The following is a 23,347-nucleotide window of genomic DNA, read 5'->3' as shown; positions in this document are numbered from 1 at the left end:
TCTTTAGTTCATTGATACAAATTATAATGTTTGTTTCACTTCGATCTCTTCGTAAGTTTCGATTAAGTCACCTACCTTGATGTCGTGATAGTTGGTCAGACTCACACCACACTCGTAGTTGGTAGCGACCTCTTTCACGTCGTCTTTGAAACGTTTCAGGGCGTTGATGCTGCCCGAGAAGATAACGATACCGTCGCGGATAAGGCGTGCCTTGTCGCTGCGTTTCGCTTTTCCCTCTTTGACCATCGCACCGGCAACCGTACCCACTTTCGTGATGTTGAATACCTCGCGTACTTCGATCGTAGCAGTAACGACTTCCTTCACCTCCGGAGCCAACATACCTTCCATAGCGGCTTTCACCTCTTCGATGGCTGCATAGATCACAGAGTACATGCGGATGTCGACACCTTCTTGCTCGGCAAATCGGCGAGCCGAAGTTGACGGACGAACCTGGAAACCGATGATGATAGCGTCTGAAGCAGCAGCCAGCGTCACGTCCGATTCCGAAATCTGACCCACAGCCTTGTGAATCACGTTTACCTGAATCTGTTCGGTCGACAGCTTGATCAATGCATCACTCAAGGCTTCGATAGAACCGTCTACGTCACCCTTCACGATGATGTTCAATTCCTGGAAGTTACCCAGTGCGATACGACGACCTACCTCATCGAGTGTCAACAGTTTCTGCGTTCTCAGACCTTGCTCACGTTGCAACTGCTCACGCTTGTTGGCAATTTCGCGTGCTTCCTGCTCTGTCTCGATCACGTGGAAGGTATCACCTGCCTGCGGTGCACCGTTCAGACCCAGAATCAATACCGGTTCTGAAGGACCTGCCTCTTTGATGCGTTGGTTACGTTCGTTGAACATTGCCTTTACACGTCCGAAGTTGGTTCCTGCCAATACGATGTCTCCCATCTTCAAGGTACCGTTCGATACCAGAATGGTTGCCACATAGCCACGACCCTTGTCGAGTGTAGACTCGATAACCGAACCGGTTGCACGACGATCGGGGTTGGCCTTGAGGTCAAGCATTTCTGCTTCGAGCAGTACTTTCTCCATCAGTTCCTTTACGCCCGTACCTTTCTTGGCCGAGATATCTTGCGACTGGTACTTACCACCCCACTCTTCGACGAGGTAGTTCATCTGTGCCAGTGTCTCTTTTATCTTTTCGGGATTTGCATGAGGCTTATCCACTTTATTGATTGCAAATACGATCGGAACACCTGCGGCTGCGGCGTGGTTGATGGCCTCTTTGGTTTGAGGCATCACGTCGTCGTCGGCAGCTACAATAATGATAGCGATATCGGTTACCTTTGCACCACGGGCACGCATGGCGGTAAACGCCTCATGACCCGGAGTATCGAGGAAGGTGATGTCGCGACCATCTTCGAGCGTCACGTGATAAGCACCGATGTGCTGTGTGATACCACCTGCTTCGCCGGCAATAACGTTTGCTTTACGAATATAGTCAAGCAACGAAGTCTTACCGTGGTCAACGTGTCCCATCACTGTTACAATCGGAGCGCGTGGGCTCAAATCGTCTTCCGAATCTTCTTCTTCGACGATGGCCTGAGCTACCTCTGCACTTACGTATTCGGTTTTGTATCCGAACTCTTCGGCCACCAGATTAATGGTTTCCGCATCCAGACGTTGGTTGATAGATACCATCATACCAATGCTCATACAGGTTCCGATTACTTGGTTGACCGATACGTTCATCATGCTTGCCAACTCGTTGGCTGTTACGAACTCGGTCAGTTTCAATACGCGGCTCTCTGCCATCTCTCTATCGTCTTGTTCCTGCTGACGGTTGTAAACCGATTCGCGTTTCTCTTTACGATATTTAGAGGTTTTATTTTTACCCTTGGTTGTTAAGCGAGCCAAGGTTTCTTTTACTTGTTTAGCTACATCTTCCTCGCTCACCTCTGCCTTTACGATTGGCTTCTTGAAACGGCTGTTGATGTTGCCACCACCGCCATTATTGCCACCACCGGTATTGCGGTTGCGGTTTTGCGAGCCACCTTGTCCGGGGCCTCTGTTGGCACCACCTTGTCCGGGGTGTCCGCCATTGGCTGCTCTTTCGCTGTTGGGGCGGGGGGGAGCGAAGTTGGATGCTACGTTGTTAACATCGACCTTCTCCTTATTAATACGGATGCGTTTCTTCTTGGCTGCATCGGCGCTCTCTTTCGGTCCTGCCTTGGCCAGCTTGTTGTCGTCCTTGCGAATCTCTTTGATGATGGCTTCTTTCATCTGTTTCTTCTGATCCAGACGTACCTTCTCTTTTTCTTCGCGTTCTTTCCGCTTTTCTTCTTTCGACTTCTTTTTCGGACGGGTAGACTGGTTCAATGCAGCCAGGTCAATCTGTCCGATAACGTTGATTTTGGAGACAAACTCGGGTTGACGAATCTTGAAGACACCGTCTTCCTTATCCGACTCGGTCGCAGCCTCGGTAGCTTGTTCAACTACTACGGGTTTCTCTTCGACCTTCTTTTCTGGTTCTTTTTCTGGAGCAACTTCCACTTTCGGCTCTTCTTTCTTTACTGGGTTGATTATTTTTTCTTCCACCACCGGTTTGGCTTCCACAACCACAGGTTGAGGTTCTTTGACCGGTTCCGGTTTCGGAGCCGGAGCGGGTGTTACTGTCTCTTTGGGAGCTTCTACCACAATGGGTTTTACTACTTCTTCTACCTTCTTCTCTTCTTTCACAATAGGAGCAGCCGGTTGTTGGGGTTTGGGTTCGCTTACCGGTGCGGCTTCCGACCGACGGTTTACTTTGTCCAAATCTATTTTCCCGACAGGTTTAAACTTCGGACGCGCGTCTTCGGGAACTACTGTCTTGAAGATTTCGTCTGCTTTCGGCTTTTCGGCCTGTTTGTCGTAACCGTCGATAGCGACTGACTTGTTGCGATCCTTATTTTGGCGTTCTTGTATAAAACGCTCTGATTCAAGTCTAAGGTTCTTGTCAGTGCTAAACTCTTTTACGAGCATCGCATACTCTTCTTCTGTAATTTTAGTATTAGGGTTCGCCTCAATCGTGTGTCCCTTTTTTTGTAAGAACTCAACGACCGTTGAAATTCCTACATTTAAATCTCTTGTAACTTTGTTTAACCTTATCGTCATACTTTAATTTAATGAATGATGGAGTGAAAATACTTACGATTATACGTTTGACGATTAGACGATTGCTTTATCTTTTTATCTACAACTCACAATAAAGAAGGGTTTCCAATCGTAAATCGTAAATAGTCTAATCGTAAATGAAATCATTCATTGTCTTCAAACTCCGATTTCAAAATGTGCAATACCTCGTCCACCGTCTCTTCTTCCAGATCCGTTTTTTCAATCAACATTTCGCGAGGTGCGGCCAATACTGCTTTTGCCGTATCGATACCGATAGCTTTGATGGCGTCGATGACCCAACTGTCGATTTCGTCTTTGAATTCGTCCAGATAGATGTCTTCGTCCTGCGCCGCTTCATCCAGTTCACGGAACACGTCGATGGTGTACTCAGTTAACATACTGGCCAGTTTGATGTTCAAACCGCCTTTACCAATAGCCAGCGAAACCTCTTCGGGTTTAAGGAATACCTCTGCTTTGCGTTCTTCTTCGTTCAAACGGATCGAAGATACTTTGGCAGGGCTGAGGGCACGCTGAATAAACAAGGAGATATTCGATGTATAGTTAATGACATCAATGTTCTCGTTGCGAAGTTCACGAACGATACCGTGAATACGACTTCCCTTCATACCTACACAGGCACCTACGGGGTCGATACGGTCGTCGTAAGACTCCACCGCAATCTTGGCGCGTTCGCCGGGGATGCGGGCAATCTTCTTGATGGTGATAAGTCCATCGTTTATCTCGGGTACTTCCATCTCGAACAAGCGTTGCAGGAAGACGGGCGAGATACGTGACAGGATAATCTTCGGGTTGTTGTTCTTGTTGTCTACGCGCGCTACTACAGCACGTGCCGTTTCTCCTTTGCGATAGAAATCCGCCGGAATCTGTTCGGTTTTGGGTAGCAACAGTTCGTTTCCCTCATCGTCAATGAGCAGCATCTCTTTTTTCCAGATCTGATATACCTCTGCATTGATAATGGTACCTATCTTATCACTATATTTGTTGTAAAGACTGTCTTTTTCCAGTTCAAGAATCTTTGAAGCCAATGTCTGACGAAGGTTCAGGATGGCGCGACGGCCGAACTTGGCAAATATTACCTCGTCGGTTACCTCTTCGCCTACTTCGTAAGAAGCGTCGATCTTTTGAGCCTCTGTCAGCGAGATCTGCATGTTCGGATTGGTTAAATCCTCATCGGCTACTACTTCACGGTTACGCCATATCTCGAAGTCGCCCTTGTCGGGGTTCACGATTACGTCGTAATTTTCATCGGTGCCAAACATTTTCGTGATAACACTACGGAACGACTCTTCGAGTACGCTTACCATCGTTGTCCTATCGATATTTTTCAGTTCCTTAAATTCCGAAAATGTATCAATCAAGCTGATTGTTTCTTCTTTCTTGGCCATATTATTTAAAACTAATTAAGTATTTAGTATATTTGATATCTTCATAACGGAAGGTCTCGTCCTCTTCCATCAGCTTCGGACGTTTGGCTTCTTCTGTCTTTACTTTCTTTTGTATGCCGACCACGAACTTCTCTTCGTCGGCCTCTTTGAGCACTCCCGAGAGTTTACGCCCTGTTTTGGTGAGCACCTCCACATCGTTGCCGATATGGTTGTAGTATTGCTGCACTACCTTGAAGGGTTGTCCGATACCTGCCGAACCTACTTCGAGTTCATAATCTTCTTCTTCGCGGTTTAGCTTCGATTCAATGTAGCGGCTCAGCTCCACACAATCTTCAATCCAAACGCCTTCTGCATGGTCTATTTCGACCACGATCTTGTCGTCGGGGCTTACGGTTACCTCTACCAGAAAGTAGTCTTTTCCTTCCAGCCACTCATCAACAAGCTGACAAACAATTCTCTTTTCTATCATTGATTCACTATTAAGAACAAAAAAAGGAGCTTAATCGCCCCTCCACCTTTCATCCGTCTCGGGTGCAAAGATACAAATAATCTGTTCGATAACAAAATATTAGAGAAAAAAAGAGCGTAAACGCCTGTTTTATTGGGGGCTCAATCGTTATTTTATGCAAAAAGTGGGGGAAGATGCTTTCACTTTGCCAAAAGAGGCACTGCTGCGCGGCTGATTATAGGAAAGATAGCTGTGTTTCTTAGATATATTAACGGTTGATGGCGGGTAGTTTAACTGTTTTTAAAGAAGAGTTTACGTGGTCGGCTTGCAAGCCGACCATCGTCGGCATGCAGTACGACAATGATCGTGTTGCAAGCCGACAATGGTCGGTATGCAATGCGATCATCTATGTTTGCTAAGAAATTTACTTAGCTTTTAGGAAAGACTGCCTTTGCAAATAGGAAGTCTTGCATTAAAACCATCTAATTTTTTTGAATATGACAAAGGCCAACGAGGATAGTATGATGGAGCATACCACAATCAGGGCAAAGGCATGGGGCATTGTTTCGAGATGTATGTCGACGTTCATTCCATAAAAACTGGCGATGAGTGTCGGCACCATGAGAATGATCGAAATGCTCGTCATGCGTTTCATGATCGTATTCACGTTGTTCGAAATGATGGAGGCAAAGGCATCCATCGTTCCGGTGAGGATGTCGCTGTAGATATTGACCGTATTGTAGGCTTGCCTCAATTCGGTAATCACATCTTCGACCAGGTCTTTGTCCAGAAAATCGGTGTCTTGAAAGATGCTGGTCAGCTTCCCGATCATGATTTCGTTGCCACGAATGGAGGTGTTGAAGTAGACAAGTGTTTTCTGCAACCGCATCAGCCGCAGCAAGTCTTCGTTGCGAATGCTCCGTTCGAGTTCTTTCTCTGCCGCACTTACGTCGTTGTTGATCTGTTTCAGGTATTTTAGAAACCAGACGGCCGAGGAGTAGATGATGCGGAAGATGAGGTCGAGCTTGTTGCGCACGACCAATCCTTTGCGGCGTGTATAGCCGATGAAGTCGGGGATTAGCTCCGTTTGATGGTAACACACCGAAACGACCACCTCTTCGTTGGTGATGATGCCGATGGGTACGGTACTGAATGGGATGCTGTTCTGATTATTTTGCACGGGGATGCGCAAGATAGTCAGCAGCCACTTGCCTTCGGTTTCCGTTCGCGGACGTTCGTCCGTATCGGCGATGTCTGTTAAAAAAGATTCGGGTACGTTCAGTTCTTGAGTTAGAAATCTGAAATCGTCTGTGTCGGGGCATACTACGTTGACCCAGCAATTTGGAAGCCATTGTGGTTTTTCCACAAAGCCGGCTTCACAAGAAAGATATGTTCTCATCTTAATTGCCTCCTTTCGTTTGTTTAGTCCGAACAGAGGCACCTAGATGTAATGTCTCTGCTCGCTTTAATTAATACTGCTGCACGTTCGCGGGTTAGAATCGTCCATGATTGTTTTTTTTGTTTTTTAAAGCGGTGGCAAAAGTAGGCAATTCATTTGATAATACGTGTGTTTGCTCCGTTGTTTTTTCTTATTGACTGAAATATTTCGCTAAGTAATCGGGTTCGATGATTGGGTTGGAACTTTCACTCTTTAGCCCCATAGTTACCCGCCTGCATCTATCTCCGGAAAGCTTATCAGCGCCAATAAAAGTGATATGAGTATGGTTTTCATAATCTTTAATAGTTAGATAGGGATAGTATTGGTTGGGTAAATGTAAATGAAAAAATCTTTTTCGTACCTTTGTACCCAATAAACAGTGTAACAATTAACTAATATTAAATAGTATGAGCAAGAAAGCCCTTTTGATGATCCTCGATGGATGGGGAATCGGTAATCACGGTAAAGCAGACGTAATCTTTAATACTCCCACTCCTTATTGGGACTATCTGGTAAAAACATATCCTCACTCTGAACTTCAGGCAAGCGGCGAAAACGTAGGATTGCCCGACGGACAAATGGGTAACTCGGAGGTAGGTCACCTCAATATCGGTGCCGGACGCGTGGTTTATCAAGATTTGGTGAAGATCAATAAAGCTTGTCGTGAGAATACGATCATGCAGAATCCAGGAATCATCGCAGCTTACTCCTATGCCAAAGAGAACGGAAAGAATATCCACTTCATGGGATTGACCTCGGATGGAGGTGTGCACAGCTCGCTCGATCATCTGTTTAAACTTTGCGATATTGCCAAGGAATACAGCATAGACAATGCGTTTGTTCACTGCTTCATGGATGGTCGCGACACCGATCCGAAGAGCGGTAAGGGATTTATCGAACAACTCGAGGCCGAATGCAAAAAGTCGGGTGCAAAGATTGCATCGATCATTGGCCGCTACTATGCAATGGATCGCGACAAGCGTTGGGAACGTGTTAAAGAAGCGTATGACTTATTGGTGAACGGTGTGGGCGAAAAAGCCGACAACATGGTCGAAGCCATGCAAGCCTCTTACGACAATGGAGTGACCGACGAGTTTATCAAACCGATTGTCAATGCACAGGTAGACGGAACGATCAAAGAAGGCGACGTGGTTATCTTCTTTAATTACCGTAACGACCGTGCCAAGGAGCTTACAGCCGTATTGACACAACAAGATATGCCCGAAGCGGGGATGCATACCATTCCCGGTTTGCAGTTCTATTGCATGACTCCTTACGATGCATCATTCAAGGGTGTACATATTCTTTTTGATAAAGATAACGTACAGAATACATTGGGCGAATTCCTTTCGGCCGAAAAGAAATCGCAACTGCATATTGCCGAAACAGAGAAGTACGCACACGTAACCTTCTTCTTTAATGGTGGACGCGAAACTCCGTTTGAGGCCGAAGAGCGTATCTTGGTAGCATCACCTAAGGTGGCTACTTACGACTTGAAACCCGAAATGAGTGCCTACGAGGTGAAAGATAAATTGGTTGCTGCAATCAATGAAGATAAGTTTGACTTCATCGTTGTGAACTATGCCAACGGCGATATGGTAGGTCATACGGGCGTTTACGAAGCCATCGAGAAAGCAGTCGTGGCAGTTGATGCTTGTGTGAAAGAGACCGTAGAAGCTGCTAAGGCGAACGGATACGAAGTAATTATTATTGCCGATCACGGTAATGCAGACAACGCAGTCAACGAGGACGGATCGGTCAATACGGCTCACTCATTGAATCCGGTTCCCTGCGTATATGTAACCGAGAACAAAGAGGCTAAAATCGAAAACGGAATTCTGGCCGATGTAGCGCCGACTATCCTTCATATAATGGGTATGAACGCTCCGAAGGAGATGACCGGAAAGGTGTTGATCGATGATTCAAATAGATGATATTGTAATCAGCCTCGATGTGCTTCGGGAGAAGTTTCTCTGTAACCTCGACGCCTGCAAAGGCGAGTGTTGCATTGAAGGAGATGCCGGTGCACCTGTGGAGCTGGATGAAATAGCCAAGTTAGAGGAAGTGCTTCCCATTGTATGGGATGCGCTTTCGCCCGAAGCCCATGCAGTGATCGAAAAGCAGGGGGTGGTATATGCCGACCGCGACGGAGACATGGTTACCTCGATTGTGAACGGGAAAGACTGTGTGTTTACCTGCTACGACGAACGGGGGTATTGCTACTGTGCCATCGAAAAGGCCTATCGCGAAGGGAAAACCGATTTCTACAAACCGATATCTTGCCATTTATATCCTATTCGCGTTGGCGACTATGGTCCGTATAAGGCAGTCAACTATCACCGTTGGAGTGTGTGTCAGGCGGCTGTGCTGTTGGGCAAGAAAGAGAATGTTGCAGTGTATCAATTCTTAAAAGAACCGCTTATCCGTAAGTTCGGTGAGGCGTGGTATCGCGAATTGGAGATTGCCGTAGAGGAGCTGAAGAAGCAAAACCTGCTTTAACGGTTTTTCTCAGTACTTGCATCTATGTCAATCGGTTGCTTGCCGATTGTATCGCATAAAAAGAGTGAGGATGTTACAAGAATAATCTGTAACATCCTCACTTTTTTTTATGCGATAGCTGCTAAACGATGCTTATCACTCTTTTGTGTTATCGCCAAAGGCATATACATTGCCGGATAGATCGACGGCAAAGAGCATATTGCCCGATAGAGCTACCGTAGCGAATACCGGTGCACCTGTTTCGTGCTTCCACAAGAGTGTGCCTTTGGTTTTGTCGATGCCGTAAATAGCTCCGTCCGATGCTCCTACATAAACCACATTGCCGCTCAGTACCGGACTGGTTTCGATGCTTGCGGCAGGCTTCAAGGTATAGGGGCCGGTAAAGACAAGAGACGTTCCCGTTTGATAGTTCCACTTAGGTTCCAGCGTCTCTTTATCGATGGCCATCAAACCCGAATCGGATGTTCCGAAGATGATCTCGCTGTCGGTTACCAAAGGAGTGGAAGTTACATCGACCTTCGTGGGCAGCTCCTTGCGTACAATGACGTTGCCGATCGAGGCATCTAAGATAAAGAACGACTTGCGCGAGATGAGATACAGCAGGTTGCCATGAGCGGCGGGTGAAGCGCCGCGGTCACTCAATCCGTCTTTGCCGATAGCCCATAGCATTTTGCCTGTTTGGGCATTGTTGCCGTAGAGGCTTCCCCATTGGGTACCGGCTACCAGTACGCCATTGCCCAAGGTCCAGGTCGAGGTAGTGCCCTCGTGCTGTCCCCATTCGGTATTGGTCCAAAGAACCTTTCCTGAACGTACGTCGATGGCAGATAAGCCCTTTCCTGTGCCTGCATACACTACCGTGTCGGTTGCAACGATTCCTTCTATTAAGGCGGGGAGTGGGTTTACGGGTAGTTTTTGCTCCCAAGTTAAGGTACCTGTCTGTGCATCTACCGCATAGAGGTATCCTTCTGTATCTTGTGCCAGAACCAGTCCGCCCGCAGCAGCAATGGTGTTCTTGATCGAGTTGCGTACCTTATACTTCCAACGAATGTTTCCTGTTCTGCCTTCGAGGGCAAAGATCGCTCCCAGACCTTTGTGGTTCTCATCGACCGATGCCACATATACATTGTCTTTATAGACAAGTGGCGATGACATAAAGATGTTGGCTTTGACGTTCTTGACCCAAGCAAGTGCAAGCGGAGATTTCAACGTATCGCCGGTAATACCTACGTGCTCGGGGTTGCCTAAAAGATTCGTCCACTCTTTGCCGATATTCACTCTCTGTGGTGTGGGGGAGTAGGCAAAACTCTTTTCAGTGTTGGCAGTCTCGCCATTGCGGAATGTTGCTTTGACCCTTACAGTGATGAGTTCGTTCTCTGTAAGCCTATTCAGAGGTATGTCCGCATACCAGTTCCAATCGGTTTGCTGTTGCAACTTGTGGCTTTTGCCTATTCTCTTGTCACCACAATAGATATCGGCTGCTGCCTCTTTGACAGGCGAAGCAGAGGAGTAGACATTGACCGACAGGGGCAGTGCTCCCGACGGAAGGAGGGGGGCTTGGTTGTTGGCGATAGAGGCGATGCAAAGAGACTTATCGGGATAGCTGTAACGTATCTCCGAGGTGAAGTCTCCTTTTTCATCGACATGCATCACACGGAAGACCGAAGTGGAGTGGTCGATCCCCCCTTTGTCGACCACCGCAGTGCATACGGAGTATACATCGCCCTGCTTCTTCATGTAATTGATGTGCCAATGTCCGTACACCCAAGCCTTGAGGTTGTGCTCGTTCAGGTTGATAAACTCCTTCTCATTGATACCGTAGATAAATGTATCTTTATGGGTTAGCAGGTCATGGTTAAACACGGTTACCGCTTTGCCTTTAGGGACCAGTGCGAGGTCGTTCTTCATCCAGCGATATACATCTTCCTTGCGGTAGCTGGGCAGGTGATCTCCACTGAGCATGGGGGTAACGATGTAGTGCATATTGCCTACATCGAACGAGTAGAAAGTAGGTCCGTATAAACTCTCGAAGAGCTCTTCGCCGTATCTCCCTTTGACCAGATCGTGATTACCGATGCAATAAAACGTTGGGCAGTTCATGTTGTGGGTATTCATCAGCTCGATGTGGCTTTTCAGACCCTTCTCGTAGCAGATATCTCCGGTGTGAATGATGAAAGCAGCCTTTTCGTTGGCTGCATAATCGCGTAGATTACCCACCCACTCTTCGTGATTGCCGGTATTGAATATCTCCGTATCGGTGATGTGTACGTATTGGTGGCTGCCGTTTTTCGTTGTTGCCGTATAAGGCTGCAAGCCGAAGTAATAATTCTCTTGCCCGGCATCAATCTTGCGGTAGTGCTGATTGTCTGATTTATATCCCGAAGGGGTGGTGATGAAAACAAAACGTTCTTTGGTATGTCCGGGCAGGCTGAAAGAACCGTCCTTCCGGGTTTGTACTACATGGAGCCCGTCGGATACGGCAACTCCCTTCATTGGCTTTTCACCTTTGTCGAACACGCCATTTGCATTTGCATCTACAAATACATATCCCTTATGTGTCGCTGCATAACTACTCAAGGTGGTTATTGCCGACAGGCAGGCAATGGCTATTTTAGTTATCCTTTTCATGTGGTTATATTTCTTGGTTATCTTTTTATTTAAAGATCGACCGGATCACTTCTCCTGTCCATGACAAGGGTTGTTTGGCTCCGAACAGATGTAAAACAATCGATGCTGTGTTGACCGTATTATTCGGCTCTTCTATGGTAAGCCCTTTTTTAATGCCGGGTCCTACGATGCCCCAGGGCACAATCATTTCGTTAACGGTTGTACCGCCGTGTCCGTAGTTGATACCACCGTGATCGGATAAAAATAAGAAGTGAGTATCTTTATATAAGTCTTCTTTTTTCATCTTCTCTATGAATTTGCCAATCTCCGCATCTGCTTCCTCAATCGAACGTATGTATGGGGGCGACATCCATGTATGGTTGTGCCCGGCATGATCGGTATGTACAGAATATAGGAAGACCAGTGTCGGTTGCTTTCTATGGTTCGAAAGAAATTGGAAGGCTTTGTCGTAGTTTGGCACGTAAGCGTCTTTTTCGAGGTAACTTACTTCGTCGAAGTATGTTTCGTTGTACGGATAAAACAGATTGATCCAGTTGTAGTAGAAAGCTGTTCTTATGGTGGGTAACTGCTCTTTCAGTACCTTGAATACCGATGGGTAATAGCCCTTGGCATCCTTCTCGGTTAGTGGGTAGGCGCTTTTGTTGAGCAGCCAGTCATTGTTGAATACTCCGTGTTGTTCCGGCCCGCTACCGGTCAGGTGGCTTGTCCAGTTAGGCAAAGTAACCGACGGCATCACCACACGTGTGTCTAATGAGCGCGCACCTTGAGCCAGTAATGCATCTAAACAGGGTGTTTGTGCTTTTTGAAATCCTTCTACCGAGATCCCGTCCAGTGCTATCAGCACCACGCGCTTTGCTTTCCGAGCGTGTGTATGAGTACCAAATACACACAAAAGAACGAATAAAGCGATAAGTTTACTTTTTTTCATTTAGTTATTATATAAAGGTTCATTATAGGCTTATTGTTGCGAGAATTGAAAACAAAAAAGCCAGCCTATTCACAACGAACGGACTGGCTTTTATATTGTATTACAAAGTTACTTTTTGTAATATTAGAATTCTTTACGCATCAATATTCGCATATGTAGCGTTTTCTTCAATAAATTCACGACGAGGACCTACGTCTTCACCCATAAGCATGGAGAATACATGATCGGCCTCGGCAGCATTTTCTATATTGATCTGCTTCAACATACGGTTTTCGGGATCCATGGTTGTTTCCCATAATTGTTGGGCGTTCATCTCTCCCAAACCTTTGTAGCGTTGGGTATGGACTGCATTTTCAGAGCCGCCGCCATAAGTGTTGATAAACTTCTGACGTTGTGCATCTGTCCAGCAATACTCTTCTACCTTTCCTTTCTTGCATAGGTAGAGTGGGGGAGTTGCAATATACAAATAACCATTCTGAATCAACTGCGGCATGTAACGGAAGAAGAAAGTCATGATAAGCGTGTCGATGTGAGATCCATCGACGTCGGCATCGGTCATGATGATAATCTTCTGGTAGCGAAGTTTGGTCATATTGGCCTCTTTGGTGTCTTCTTCGGTTCCGATGGTGACGCCTAAGGCAGTATATATGTTACGAATCTCTTCGCTCTCCAATGCTTTGTGGTACATGGCTTTCTCTACATTCAGAATCTTACCACGTAAAGGCAGGATCGCTTGAAAAGCACGGTTACGACCTTGCTTGGCTGTACCGCCTGCCGAATCTCCCTCGACAAGGAATAGTTCGCATTTCGTTGGGTCTTTATCTGAGCAGTCGGCCAACTTACCGGGTAGTCCACCGCCCGACATTGGTGATTTGCGCTGTACCATTTCGCGTGCTTTACGTGCAGCATGACGAGCTGTTGCAGCAAGAATAACCTTGTCTACAATCATTTTGGCCTCTTTCGGATGTTCTTCCAGATAATAAGTAAGCACTTCGCCTACGGCTTGGTCTACGGCCCCCATCACTTCGTTGTTACCCAACTTGGTCTTGGTCTGTCCTTCAAACTGTGGCTCTTGTACTTTGATCGAGATCACGGCTGTAAGTCCTTCGCGGAAGTCGTCACCCGATATCTCTACTTTTACCTTTTCAAGCATCTTGCTGTCTTCGGCATACTTTTTGAGTGTACGTGTCAGTGCACGACGGAAACCGGCTAAGTGTGTACCACCCTCGATCGTATTGATGTTATTCACATACGAGTGAATGTTTTCGCTAAACGAAGTGTTGTACATGATGGCTACCTCGATAGGTGTGCCTTGCTTTTCTGTGTTCAGGTAAATAACATCGTTGATCAGATGTTCGCGAGAAGAGTCTACAAAGCGAACAAACTCTTTCAGTCCCTCTTCCGAGTGGAATACTTCCTGTTTGAAACTGCCGTCTTCATTTATCACCCGACGATCGGTCAGTGTGATAGTGATACCTGCATTCAGATAAGACAACTCGCGCATACGGGTAGCCAGAATATCGTACTTGTATACAGTCTCGATGAAAATGCTGTTGTCGGGCCAGAACTGTTGTCTGGTTCCGGTATGGTCGGTAGCGTTGCCCATCTCTTTCACGGGATAGAGCGGTTTACCGAATTCGTATTCTTGCTGGTATAATTTGCCGTTGCGGGCTACTTGCGAAGTCATATGAACAGACAATGCGTTTACACACGACATACCTACTCCATGTAATCCTCCGGATACTTTGTAAGACCCTTTGTCGAACTTACCTCCGGCATGTAGCACTGTCATCGCTACTTCGAGAGCTGATTTTTGCTCTTTTTCATGAAAGTCAACCGGAATACCACGGCCGTTGTCTTGTACAGTGATGGAATTGTCTTCGTTGATAGTAACCTCAATGTGGTCGCAATATCCCGCCAATGCTTCATCGATGGAGTTATCTACGATTTCATATACTAAGTGGTGAAGTCCTTTTACACCGATGTCTCCGATGTACATCGCGGGACGCTTCCGTACAGCCTCCAGGCCTTCAAGTACCTGGATACTATCAGCTGAATACGACCCGTTGTCTTGAGTGAATAGATCTGCGCTCATAATTGCCTTTCTAAGTTATAATAACAGAGCAAAAGTAGTGAAAATAGTTGAGTTAAGGAAAAATACCGAGTGAAAAATGAAGAATAAATAATAATAGAAACAGCCTATATACAACTACAAAAGACCGAACTAAAAAGTTCAGTCTCTGTATATATAGAGTTTTGCTAAATTCTATGTTATTACGCTAGCTTGTTGATGTAAAGAGCCAACTTAGACTTCAAGTTGTTAGCCTTGTTTTTGTGAATGATATTCACCTTAGCCAACTTATCAACCATCTTGCTGATACCTGGATACATCGCAACTGCTTCTGCTTTGTCAGTTGTTGAACGGAATTTTCTAACAGCGTTTCTCATGGTCTTACCATAATATCTGTTATGAAGTCTTCTCGTTTCTTCTTGTCTGATTCTCTTAAGTGATGATTTATGATTTGCCATCTCGACTAATCTTTTTTTTAATTCGTTATTTTTTTTACTTGTAGCCCATAGGGGAGTCGAACCCCTCTTTCAAGAATGAAAATCTTACGTCCTAACCGATAGACGAATGGGCCATCATTTTGGCGAAGCATTTCTGCTTCTGCTTTTCGAGCGTTTGTTTCTCGATTGCGGATGCAAAAGTAGAGACTTTTTTTGAAATAGCAAAATATTCTGGAGAAATATTTTGGGGTAATAATGCGTTTTTTTGCTTGATGTATGCTTTAATTGCTGGTTATCAGTGTTGTAAAAGCAATATTTTTTTTCGAATAATCGAAACTTTTTTTTAAATGAATGAGGAAAGATTGCCGCTTTCGGCTTTTTTTGTAGCTTTGTTACTTGAAATATAACAGATATAGGTATGCTGCAAAAAACGATTGGAATAGTTCTTCATACATTAAAGTACAACGATACGTCTAATATAATAGAGATGTATACCGAGTTATTTGGTCGTGCATCCTTTTTAGTATCGGTGCCACGTTCGCGTAAGTCGGCGGTGAAGTCGGTTTTGTTTCAACCCATGTCTATTATAGAGTTTGAAGCCGATTTCAGACCCAATTCGACCTTATATAGGATAAAAGAGGCCAAATCCTACTATCCCTTCTCTTCGGTTCCATACGACCCCTATAAATCGGCTATTGCTCTTTTCCTGGCAGAGTTTCTTTGCAGGGCTATTCGCGAAGAGGCCGAAAATCGTCCATTGTTTGCTTATCTGCTGCATTCGGTTACCTGGTTGGATGAGTCGGACGAAGGGTTTGCTAATTTCCACCTTGTCTTTTTGATGCGTTTTTCTCGCTTCCTCGGCTTATATCCCAATTTGGATGATTACCATGAAGGCGATTACTTTGATATGCTCAATGCCGGTTTTGTTTCTACTCGTCCACAGTTACATTCCTCCTTTATTGAGCCCGATGAGTCAAAGCGATTAATTGCCTTAATGCGCATGAATTATGAAACGATGCATCTTTTTACGATGAACCGTGCAGAGCGCGCGCGCTGCCTGGTTATCTTAAATGAATACTATCGGTTGCATTTGCCTGACTTTCCTGTTTTGAAGTCTCTGTCGGTATTGCAGGAGTTGTTCGATTAAACAGAAAGAGAGGATTGCTCCCCTCTTTTTTCTATCTGATTCTTTTTTAGCGTCATTGTGTCACTCTGACCCAATATTCCTCGAATAATTTACTTTGTCCGGGCACTTTAAAACGAAGCTGAAGAAGGTTGTCGCTCAATAGTTTGAATTTAATCTCGTTCTTGGATGTTTTCGTAAAAGGAGGTGTTGCGGAAAACTGTATACTTTCCGTGTAAACACTGTCGGACAGTATTTCATAGTTACCCGAAATCAGGATTGATGACTTCCGGTTTTCTCCTACGCTGAGTTGTAAGTTGGTAAACGTTCTCTCGGGGGTAATGATCTTTAGGATTGGACCGCTTGCCATATCTATACCATTGGGTGATTTTCCTGAAATTTGCCAGATACCTTGCAAAGGATTCTCTTCGGGGTCATTTGACTGAGCAAATAAGGTGAGGATACCTAGCAGCATGAAAGTGACGACTGTAGTTACTCGTTTCATTTTATATTATTTTTAAGGGTTATATAGTAAATACAATTGAATAGGGGGGTACCCCTACAAGGATATGGATGTTTTCTAAAAAAAGACGCTACCTCTTTTTAGGAGCACATTTCCGGCTTTCCTAAAAAGAGACAGCGTCTTTTCTGAGTAGATAAAGTGAAATTATCGCTTTATCCTAATAATTCTTTTACTTTGGCGGAGATGGCACGTCCTTCGGCAAGTCCGGCAAGCTTTTTTGAAGCAACGCCCATTACTTTGCCCATATCTTTGCCACTTGTGGCACCTGTTTCGGCTATAATCTCTTTAATGGCTGCTTCCAGCTCTTCTGCACTCATTTGTTTGGGCAGATAAGCTTCCATTACTTTGACTTGTGCCAGTTCATTTTCGGCTAAGTCCTGACGGTCTTGTCCGATGTAGATTTCGGCAGCATCTTTTCCTTGCTTTACCAGTTTTTGGATGATTTTAAGGGCTGCTTCGTCTGTCAGCATATCGTTAGCTCCCGGAGCCGTTTTGGCTTCGATGAAGAATTTCTTGATATTTCTCAGTGTATCGAGGGCTACTTTATCTTTCGCTCTCATTGCGTTTTTAATGTCTTCGCTGACTTTGTCAAATAAATCCATACTATAGTTGTTTATAAATCGCTGTTTATTTAAAAGGTAATCACGCCGTTGTTATCGATCGGTTCTTCGGCAGCAATCTCTTCTTCGAGCACTGCTTTGGCTTTGATCCGGGTAAGCGTTGTTTTATCGCGCAAGAAAGTAGGAGAGTTCTCCACCATCGCAATGATGTCGTCATTATCCAGATCTTCGGCATTGAATATATAGATATGACGGCGTTTATGAATGGTTTTGCTGCCTATGCTGCTGGCACTTTCGCCATAAGCTTTGCGTATGCGGTCTTTGTTACGCTCTTTCTCTTCTTCGAGTAGTAATTGGCGTTCTTCTTCTTCCTGACTGCGCTTTTCGAGTACGCTGTCCATTCCCGGAACATCTTCTACACCAAATCCGGTAGCCAGCACGGTGATCTTCACTTTTGCTTCGAGTGAATTGTCCATTGCCACACCCCAGATAACTTCGACTCCTTCGCGGAACTTGCTCATGAACTCGTGAATTTCGTTCATCTCCTCCATCATCAATTCCGATTTTTCGCAGAACGATACGTTGAGCATTACCTTCTTGGCGTTGAATATATCGTTGTTGTTGAGCAACGGAGAGTGTAAGGCATCGTCGATAGCCTTGGTTACCCGGTTCTCGCCTTCTCCGAAGCCCGTACTCATGATGGCCACACCTCCGTCTTTGAGGATTGTTTTTACATCGGCAAAGTCCAGATTCACCGTACCACGCATGGTGATAATCTCGGCAATGCTTTTGGCTGCTATCGATAGGGTATCATCAGCCTTACCGAAAGCATTCATAAAGGTGAGGTCGGCATAGATTTCGCGTAGGCGCTCGTTGTTGATCACCAATAATGCATCTACATGTTGAGCGATACGCTCCACGCCATCCAATGCCTGTATAATCTTCTTTTCGCCCTCGAATATGAAAGGAATGGTTACGATACCTACGGTAAGAATATCCATCTCTTTGGCAATGCGTGCAATAACCGGTGCAGCTCCTGTTCCTGTTCCACCTCCCATTCCGGCAGTGATAAATACCATCTTGGTACCGTCGTTTAGCAGTCCGGTGATATCTTCGATGCTCTCTTCGGCTGCATCGCGTGCACGCTCGGGGCGGTTGCCGGCTCCCAAGCCTTGTGTGATGCTACGACCCAGTTGCAGCTTAACCGGTACGGGCGACTCGGCCAATGCCTGGTTATCTGTATTGCAGAGAACGAATGTGACGTCATGTATACCTTCCCGGTACATGTGATTGACGGCATTACCGCCACCACCACCTACACCAATTACTTTGATGATTTTCGGAGAATCCGTCGGGAAATCGAATTGTACTATCTCGTCCATATCTTGATTGAATTATGAATTACGAATAATGAGTTATTTCATATCCTCGTCAGAGAATATTTCGTTTGAAAGTTTGTCGAAGGTCGACTTAATCCAGCTTGGCTTGTTCCGCTTCGCTTCCTGTTTCTTCCGCTTCTCTTCTTCCTTTCTTTTTCTTTCTTCTTCTTTACGACGTCTGTCGTCTTCGTCTTTTTGCTTTTTGGCAGCTCTTGCCTCTTCTTCCTGCTTCTTCAACTCCTCGTCTTCGTCGAAGAATCCTCCTACGCTGGCAGGTTCGGGTTCGGGCTTGCGGATCGGCTGAGGAATAGGTGCCGATTCGATCAGGCAACAGTTCTCCTTTCCTTCAAACAATAAGCCGAAGAGAGTGTTTTGGCTGCCGTCTTTTTTCTGTAACGCATCCGCCATGTGTATGGTGTTACGAATGGTTCGGGCGGTACGTACTTTATCGATCTTACAGCGTTTACGGAAAAGCTCTTCGAGGTTTTTCAAGTTTGCTGCCCCTCCGGTGATTACTACTCCCGAAAGCAGCTTGTCGTCATATCCCGATAGTTGCAACTGATTCCATACATTGGCAATGATCTCTTCGAGTCTTGCTTCGATGATGTTGTTCAGTGTCAGTAGCTCAATGGTGCGGCTACCGTCTTCGAGTGAGCAGGTAGCTGCCTCTTCACTGTTTTCCTCTTCGTAGAGTGCATTACCGAATTTCACTTTCAGCCACTCTGCTTCCTCTTCTTCCATTTGCAGGGCGGTGATGTCGCGGGTGATGCTGTTGCCACCCAACGGTAGTACGGTCAGGAACCGTAGTATATTGTTCTTATAAACAGAAATCGTGGTGGTATCGGCTCCAAAGTCGACCAAAGCACAGCCCGAACGACGTTCACTTTCTGTGAGCACAGCGTTGGCCGTTACCAAAGGAGCGATGAGCAGGTCGGCTATTTCTATCTTCGACTGGTCGAAACAACGTTCCAGATTCTTTTTGATCGAAGAGCGAGCCACGATGTTCAGAAAACGGCCTTCGATGTGGCTACCGGCTACTCCTACCGGATCGGCTTGTGCGTTATTTCCTATTTTATATTCCTGTGGTGCAACATCCAGTACATCCATGTCTATGAGCGGAATCTCCAGATTCTCATCGCAGATAGAATCGACCAACTCTTGCGAGATGATGACCTCTTCGCTCAAGCTGCGACTCACTACATTGCGTACTGTGCGGAGCGATTGTCCGCCGATACCTACATATACCTTTGCGATTGAGTTCTTCAGCTCGCCTTCCAGTTTGTTGATGATGGAGGTCAGGCTCTGTGCTGTCTTATCCAGATTATAGATGACTCCTTTTCGGATAAACGAAGAGGAATCTTCTTTGGCATAGGCCAACACCTGCATGCTTCCGTCACTGTTCTTTCTGCCGGCTATACCGGTAACCTTTGATGAACCCAGTTCAATAGCGGCGATAAATTCTGTTGTTGCCATATATTAATCGTATGCCGGCTGTCAATGGGCTAACATGCCTATTAACCGGCGCTTTAATTGGTTTATTATTCTGTTATTCTCCCCATTTAGTACAGATAATCTGGTTTCCGAATTCGAGGCTGATACGCGAATACTTGTTCCAGCCTACCTGATTCAGTGCTTTTTCATAAAACACCTTCAATCGTTCCAGTTTCTGCTCTATGTTTTCCAGTTTGCCCAAATAGATAATGTGATTGCCTACTCTGGGTACTAATTCTACATCCCTGCCCGGCAATACATGAATCTGTTCTATTTGGGCATCCCAAAATTTATTGTTTTGCAAAAATACACCAAACTTATATAAATCCCTCATTGCAAACGACTTTTCTACGTTTCCCGTTGCAATTACCCGATGAGCAATGCATTTTGCATCCGGCGGCATAATGGTTCCTTTGTTGTCAATATAATAGTTTTCGCCTTTGTCGTTCATTACACGCAGGATGGGAACCCGTTGTCGAACCTCAATCCGGATCTTTCCACTGGGTGTTTTATAGCACTCTGTCCGATCGATCAGCGAATGTTTGTTCAATTCTCTTTCCAACGTTTTGGTATGAATGCGCTCTACCTTTTTCCCTACGGGATAGATGCCTTTCTTTTGCAAGAGCGCAGTTACCTCGCTCCTTGTAACGAATCCTGCGTTTGCGGTATCTTTAATCACTAATTCCACATCCCGGCATACCTGACCGGCAGGCCGACGATTGAACAAGGTGACTGCTGCTACGAGATAGCAGATAACCAGTAACAGGACAATGAACAGAAAGACTCTCTTTATCATAATCTCTTATCGGGTTTTGAGTATTTCACAGATATCGGTCACATAGTTATCTATGTCTCCGGCTCCCAAGGTAATCAGTACTTCGATCTCTTTGTTTCTCAGCACCTCGGGTATCTCTTCTTTTCTACACATACTTTTCTGAATGCCCGGTCGCAGGTTGTCAAAAATGAGTTGACTCGTAACTCCCTCAATGGGTGTTTCTCTGGCCGGATAGATATCGGTCAGAATCACCTCGTCGAGTAGCGAAAGGCTATCGGCAAACTCTTTATAGAAATCGCGTGTGCGGCTATAAAGGTGTGGCTGAAAGATGGCCGTAATCTTCTTGTCCTGATACAGCTCACGCATAGAGAGTACGCTCTGCTTAATTTCCGACGGATGGTGCGCATAGTCACTTAAGAAAACAACCCGGTCGTTCTTTATCTTGAAATCGAACCGGCGGTCTACCCCCCGAAAGCTTGCCATGCCTCGTTTGATCTCCTCGGGGCTTACACCATTCAAATGAGCAAGTGCCATTGCAGCCACTCCGTTTTCAATGTTAATGCTAACGGGTATGCCCAGTAATATATCGTTTATGCGGAGGTCGGGCGCTACAAAGTCAATGATTATTTCACCATTGCCGATGCGGATGTTTTCTGCGTGAAAATCGCCTTCGTTACGCGAGTAGGTATACACCTTCACGCCCGGTTGTACCTTGGGCTGCAAAGATACGCCTTTGCGTATAATCAATGCTCCTCCGGGCTGAATCAGGGTGGTATAGTGCTCAAAGCTCTTCAAGTAGGCCTCTTCGGTACCATAAATATCGAGATGATCGGGGTCTGTCGACGTAATCACCGACATATAGGGCGAGAGCCAGTGAAAGGAACGGTCGAATTCATCGGCCTCGATCACGGTATAAGGACTGGTTGGCGAAAGCAGCAGATTCGTGCCATAGTTTTTCGGGATGCCACCCAAGAAGGCTGTACACCCTACTTGCGACTGATACAGCAGGTGAGCCGTCATGGTCGATGTCGTTGTTTTGCCATGCGTTCCTGCTACACAAAGCCCTTTGCTCGAATGGGTGATGGTGCCTAGTACTTGCGCCCGCTTTTGTATCTCGAAACCGTGGTTGCGGAAGTAAGTCAGCTCCTCATGCTCTTGCGGCACAGCCGGCGTAAGCACCACCAGTGTACTTGCCTTGTCCTTGCAGGCTTCGGGTATGAGTTGAATGTTCTCCTCGTAGTGTATCTGTGCTCCTTCTGCAATCAAGCACTCGGTCAGTGGGCTGGGGGTGCGGTCGTAACCGGCTACCAGTTTGCCTTTCGATAAGAAATAGCGTACCAGTGCACTCATTCCGATGCCACCTGCGCCTACAAAATAGACCGATTTTATAGTTTCTATATTCATTGTTGTGCTAATTTTATAACTTCTTTTGCGATAATAGTCGCCGAATCGGGCAATGCCAATTTGGCTATGTGTTGACTTAAACTCTCGAGCATCTCTTGGTCGATAACCGTTGTGATGGCCTCGGGCACTAATTTCTCTTCTGCTTCTATATCTTTAATATAGATGGCTGCTTGTTTGTTCACCAGTGCCAGTGCATTTTTCGTTTGGTGATCCTCGGCAACGTTGGGCGAAGGCACCAGAATAACCGGTTTATGCAGCAAGCAGAATTCCGATATAGAGCCTGCACCTGCGCGCGAAACCACCAAGTCGGCTGCCGTATACGCCTCCGTCATGTTTTGTATGAAATCGGCCACATATAGGTTCGGGATAGGGCCTCGTGCACCGGTCTCTTTTTCTACCGCTTGCAGTACCTGTTCCAGGTATATTTTTCCGGTTTGCCAGATAAACTGTACATCCTCATTGTCGCGTATCATAGACAGGTCGCCCATCAATGCCTGGTTGATGGTACGGGCACCCAAGCTACCGCCCAGTACTAAAACTGTTTTAAGGTCGGGTTGCAGGTTGAAGTGCTTTCGAGCCTCCTCTTTGCTTACTGTCTGCGCGAGTAAGGCTTGGCGTACGGGGTTTCCTGTCAGTATAATCTTATCGACGGGGAAGAATTTCTCCATCCCCTCGTAGGCCACACATATCTTTTTGGCCTTTTGAGCCAGCAGCTTATTGGTTACTCCGGCGTATGAGTTCTGTTCTTGAATCAAGGTCGGAATGCCCATCATACCGGCTGTTTTCAGCGTAGGACCACTGGCATAACCACCTACTCCGACGGCCACTTGCGGACGGAACTTTTTGATAATGCTTCGTGCTTTCCACTGGCTGCGCACCAGTTTCAGTAATACGCCGAAATTCTTCCAGAGATGCTTGCGGTCAAATCCGGCAATGGGCAGACCAATGATCTCGTATCCGGCATCGGGCACACGGTGCATCTCCATTCTGCCCTCGGCTCCGACAAAGAGAATCTTCGCCTCGGGATGCAACTCCTTGATGGCGTTGGCAATGGATATGGCGGGAAAGATATGTCCTCCGGTACCGCCTCCGCTGATGATTATGTTCAGTTCCATGATTC

Annotated in this window: 19 protein-coding genes and 1 tRNA gene; 4 read left to right on the top strand and 16 right to left on the bottom strand. The window is 46.0% G+C overall.

All coding sequences use genetic code 11. The annotated features are described in order from the left end of the window. Positions 1–21 precede the first annotated feature (21 nt). The 3 genes from infB to rimP all read right to left on the bottom strand — a co-directional run bounded on the left by infB (position 22) and on the right by rimP (position 4,995). Complete coding sequence (gene infB / locus TY03_RS02470; RefSeq protein WP_042367017.1) at positions 22–3,120, bottom strand: translation initiation factor IF-2; 3,099 nt, start codon at positions 3,118–3,120, stop codon at positions 22–24. A gap of 143 nt (positions 3,121–3,263) precedes the next feature. After that, positions 3,264–4,526 carry a transcription termination factor NusA gene (gene nusA / locus TY03_RS02465; RefSeq protein WP_042367015.1) on the bottom strand — a complete coding sequence of 421 codons (1,263 nt, stop codon included), beginning with the start codon at positions 4,524–4,526 and terminating at the stop codon, positions 3,264–3,266. 1 nt (position 4,527) lies between these two features. Continuing rightward, entirely contained in the window at positions 4,528–4,995 is a 468-nt protein-coding gene (gene rimP, locus TY03_RS02460; RefSeq protein ID WP_042367012.1) for a ribosome assembly cofactor RimP, read from the bottom strand. A 257-nt stretch (positions 4,996–5,252) separates the two neighbouring features. Here rimP and TY03_RS22285 point away from each other — a divergent pair, with 257 nt between their 5' ends. Then, a complete protein-coding gene (locus TY03_RS22285) occupies positions 5,253–5,393 on the top strand; it encodes a hypothetical protein (protein WP_154663589.1) in 141 nt (46 codons plus the stop codon). 53 nt (positions 5,394–5,446) lie between these two features. On the opposite strand, the gene TY03_RS02455 is transcribed toward TY03_RS22285, so the two are convergent. Beyond that, complete coding sequence (locus tag TY03_RS02455) at positions 5,447–6,373, bottom strand: magnesium transporter CorA family protein (protein WP_042367010.1); 927 nt, start codon at positions 6,371–6,373, stop codon at positions 5,447–5,449. Positions 6,374–6,819: 446 nt separating this feature from the next. Here TY03_RS02455 and gpmI point away from each other — a divergent pair, with 446 nt between their 5' ends. After that, complete coding sequence (gpmI, locus tag TY03_RS02450) at positions 6,820–8,346, top strand: 2,3-bisphosphoglycerate-independent phosphoglycerate mutase (protein WP_042367008.1); 1,527 nt, start codon at positions 6,820–6,822, stop codon at positions 8,344–8,346. Further along, on the top strand, positions 8,330–8,911 hold the full coding sequence (locus tag TY03_RS02445; RefSeq protein ID WP_042367006.1) for a DUF3109 family protein: 582 nt from the start codon (positions 8,330–8,332) through the stop codon (positions 8,909–8,911). The genes gpmI and TY03_RS02445 overlap by 17 nt, the downstream gene beginning before the upstream one ends. Positions 8,912–9,046: 135 nt before the next feature. On the opposite strand, the gene TY03_RS02440 is transcribed toward TY03_RS02445, so the two are convergent. The 5 genes from TY03_RS02440 to TY03_RS02420 form a co-directional block, all read right to left on the bottom strand. Further along, positions 9,047–11,536, bottom strand: coding sequence for an outer membrane protein assembly factor BamB family protein (locus TY03_RS02440; protein ID WP_042367004.1), 2,490 nt, complete (start codon positions 11,534–11,536; stop codon positions 9,047–9,049). 25 nt (positions 11,537–11,561) lie between these two features. Beyond that, complete coding sequence (locus TY03_RS02435; protein WP_042367002.1) at positions 11,562–12,464, bottom strand: alkaline phosphatase family protein; 903 nt, start codon at positions 12,462–12,464, stop codon at positions 11,562–11,564. A gap of 133 nt (positions 12,465–12,597) precedes the next feature. Beyond that, a complete protein-coding gene (gene gyrB / locus TY03_RS02430) occupies positions 12,598–14,559 on the bottom strand; it encodes a DNA topoisomerase (ATP-hydrolyzing) subunit B (protein WP_042367000.1) in 1,962 nt (653 codons plus the stop codon). 179 nt (positions 14,560–14,738) lie between these two features. Next, complete coding sequence (gene rpsT, locus TY03_RS02425) at positions 14,739–14,993, bottom strand: 30S ribosomal protein S20 (protein ID WP_042367309.1); 255 nt, start codon at positions 14,991–14,993, stop codon at positions 14,739–14,741. Between the two features lie 41 nt (positions 14,994–15,034). Further along, positions 15,035–15,106, bottom strand: a tRNA-Glu gene (locus tag TY03_RS02420). Between the two features lie 284 nt (positions 15,107–15,390). Here TY03_RS02420 and recO point away from each other — a divergent pair. Beyond that, positions 15,391–16,119, top strand: coding sequence for a DNA repair protein RecO (gene recO / locus TY03_RS02415; RefSeq protein WP_042366998.1), 729 nt, complete (start codon positions 15,391–15,393; stop codon positions 16,117–16,119). 52 nt (positions 16,120–16,171) lie between these two features. On the opposite strand, the gene TY03_RS02410 is transcribed toward recO, so the two are convergent. The 7 genes from TY03_RS02410 to murG form a co-directional block, all read right to left on the bottom strand. Then, the gene (locus TY03_RS02410; protein WP_052332365.1) at positions 16,172–16,600 is read right to left on the bottom strand and encodes a DUF4488 domain-containing protein; all 429 of its coding nucleotides are present in this window, start codon (positions 16,598–16,600) and stop codon (positions 16,172–16,174) included. A gap of 170 nt (positions 16,601–16,770) precedes the next feature. Beyond that, positions 16,771–17,220, bottom strand: a complete 450-nt coding sequence (locus TY03_RS02405) for a GatB/YqeY domain-containing protein (protein WP_042366996.1) — start codon at positions 17,218–17,220, stop codon at positions 16,771–16,773. A 29-nt stretch (positions 17,221–17,249) separates the two neighbouring features. Further along, positions 17,250–18,560, bottom strand: coding sequence for a cell division protein FtsZ (gene ftsZ, locus TY03_RS02400; protein WP_042366994.1), 1,311 nt, complete (start codon positions 18,558–18,560; stop codon positions 17,250–17,252). Between the two features lie 33 nt (positions 18,561–18,593). Then, positions 18,594–20,030 carry a cell division protein FtsA gene (gene ftsA, locus TY03_RS02395; RefSeq protein ID WP_042366992.1) on the bottom strand — a complete coding sequence of 479 codons (1,437 nt, stop codon included), beginning with the start codon at positions 20,028–20,030 and terminating at the stop codon, positions 18,594–18,596. 73 nt (positions 20,031–20,103) lie between these two features. Then, positions 20,104–20,844, bottom strand: coding sequence for a cell division protein FtsQ/DivIB (locus TY03_RS02390; protein ID WP_042366990.1), 741 nt, complete (start codon positions 20,842–20,844; stop codon positions 20,104–20,106). A gap of 6 nt (positions 20,845–20,850) precedes the next feature. Continuing rightward, positions 20,851–22,227 (bottom strand): UDP-N-acetylmuramate--L-alanine ligase, encoded by a 1,377-nt coding sequence (gene murC / locus TY03_RS02385; protein ID WP_042366988.1) that lies wholly within the window; start codon positions 22,225–22,227, stop codon positions 20,851–20,853. Next, the gene (murG, locus tag TY03_RS02380) at positions 22,224–23,342 is read right to left on the bottom strand and encodes an undecaprenyldiphospho-muramoylpentapeptide beta-N-acetylglucosaminyltransferase (RefSeq protein WP_042366986.1); all 1,119 of its coding nucleotides are present in this window, start codon (positions 23,340–23,342) and stop codon (positions 22,224–22,226) included. Before murG ends, murC begins: the two co-directional genes overlap by 4 nt. Positions 23,343–23,347: the final 5 nt, after the last annotated feature.

This window comes from Bacteroides neonati (genome assembly GCF_000499785.1).
GTDB classification, from domain to species: domain Bacteria; phylum Bacteroidota; class Bacteroidia; order Bacteroidales; family Bacteroidaceae; genus Bacteroides; species Bacteroides neonati.
This window is presented reverse-complemented; position numbering and strand designations above follow the sequence as displayed.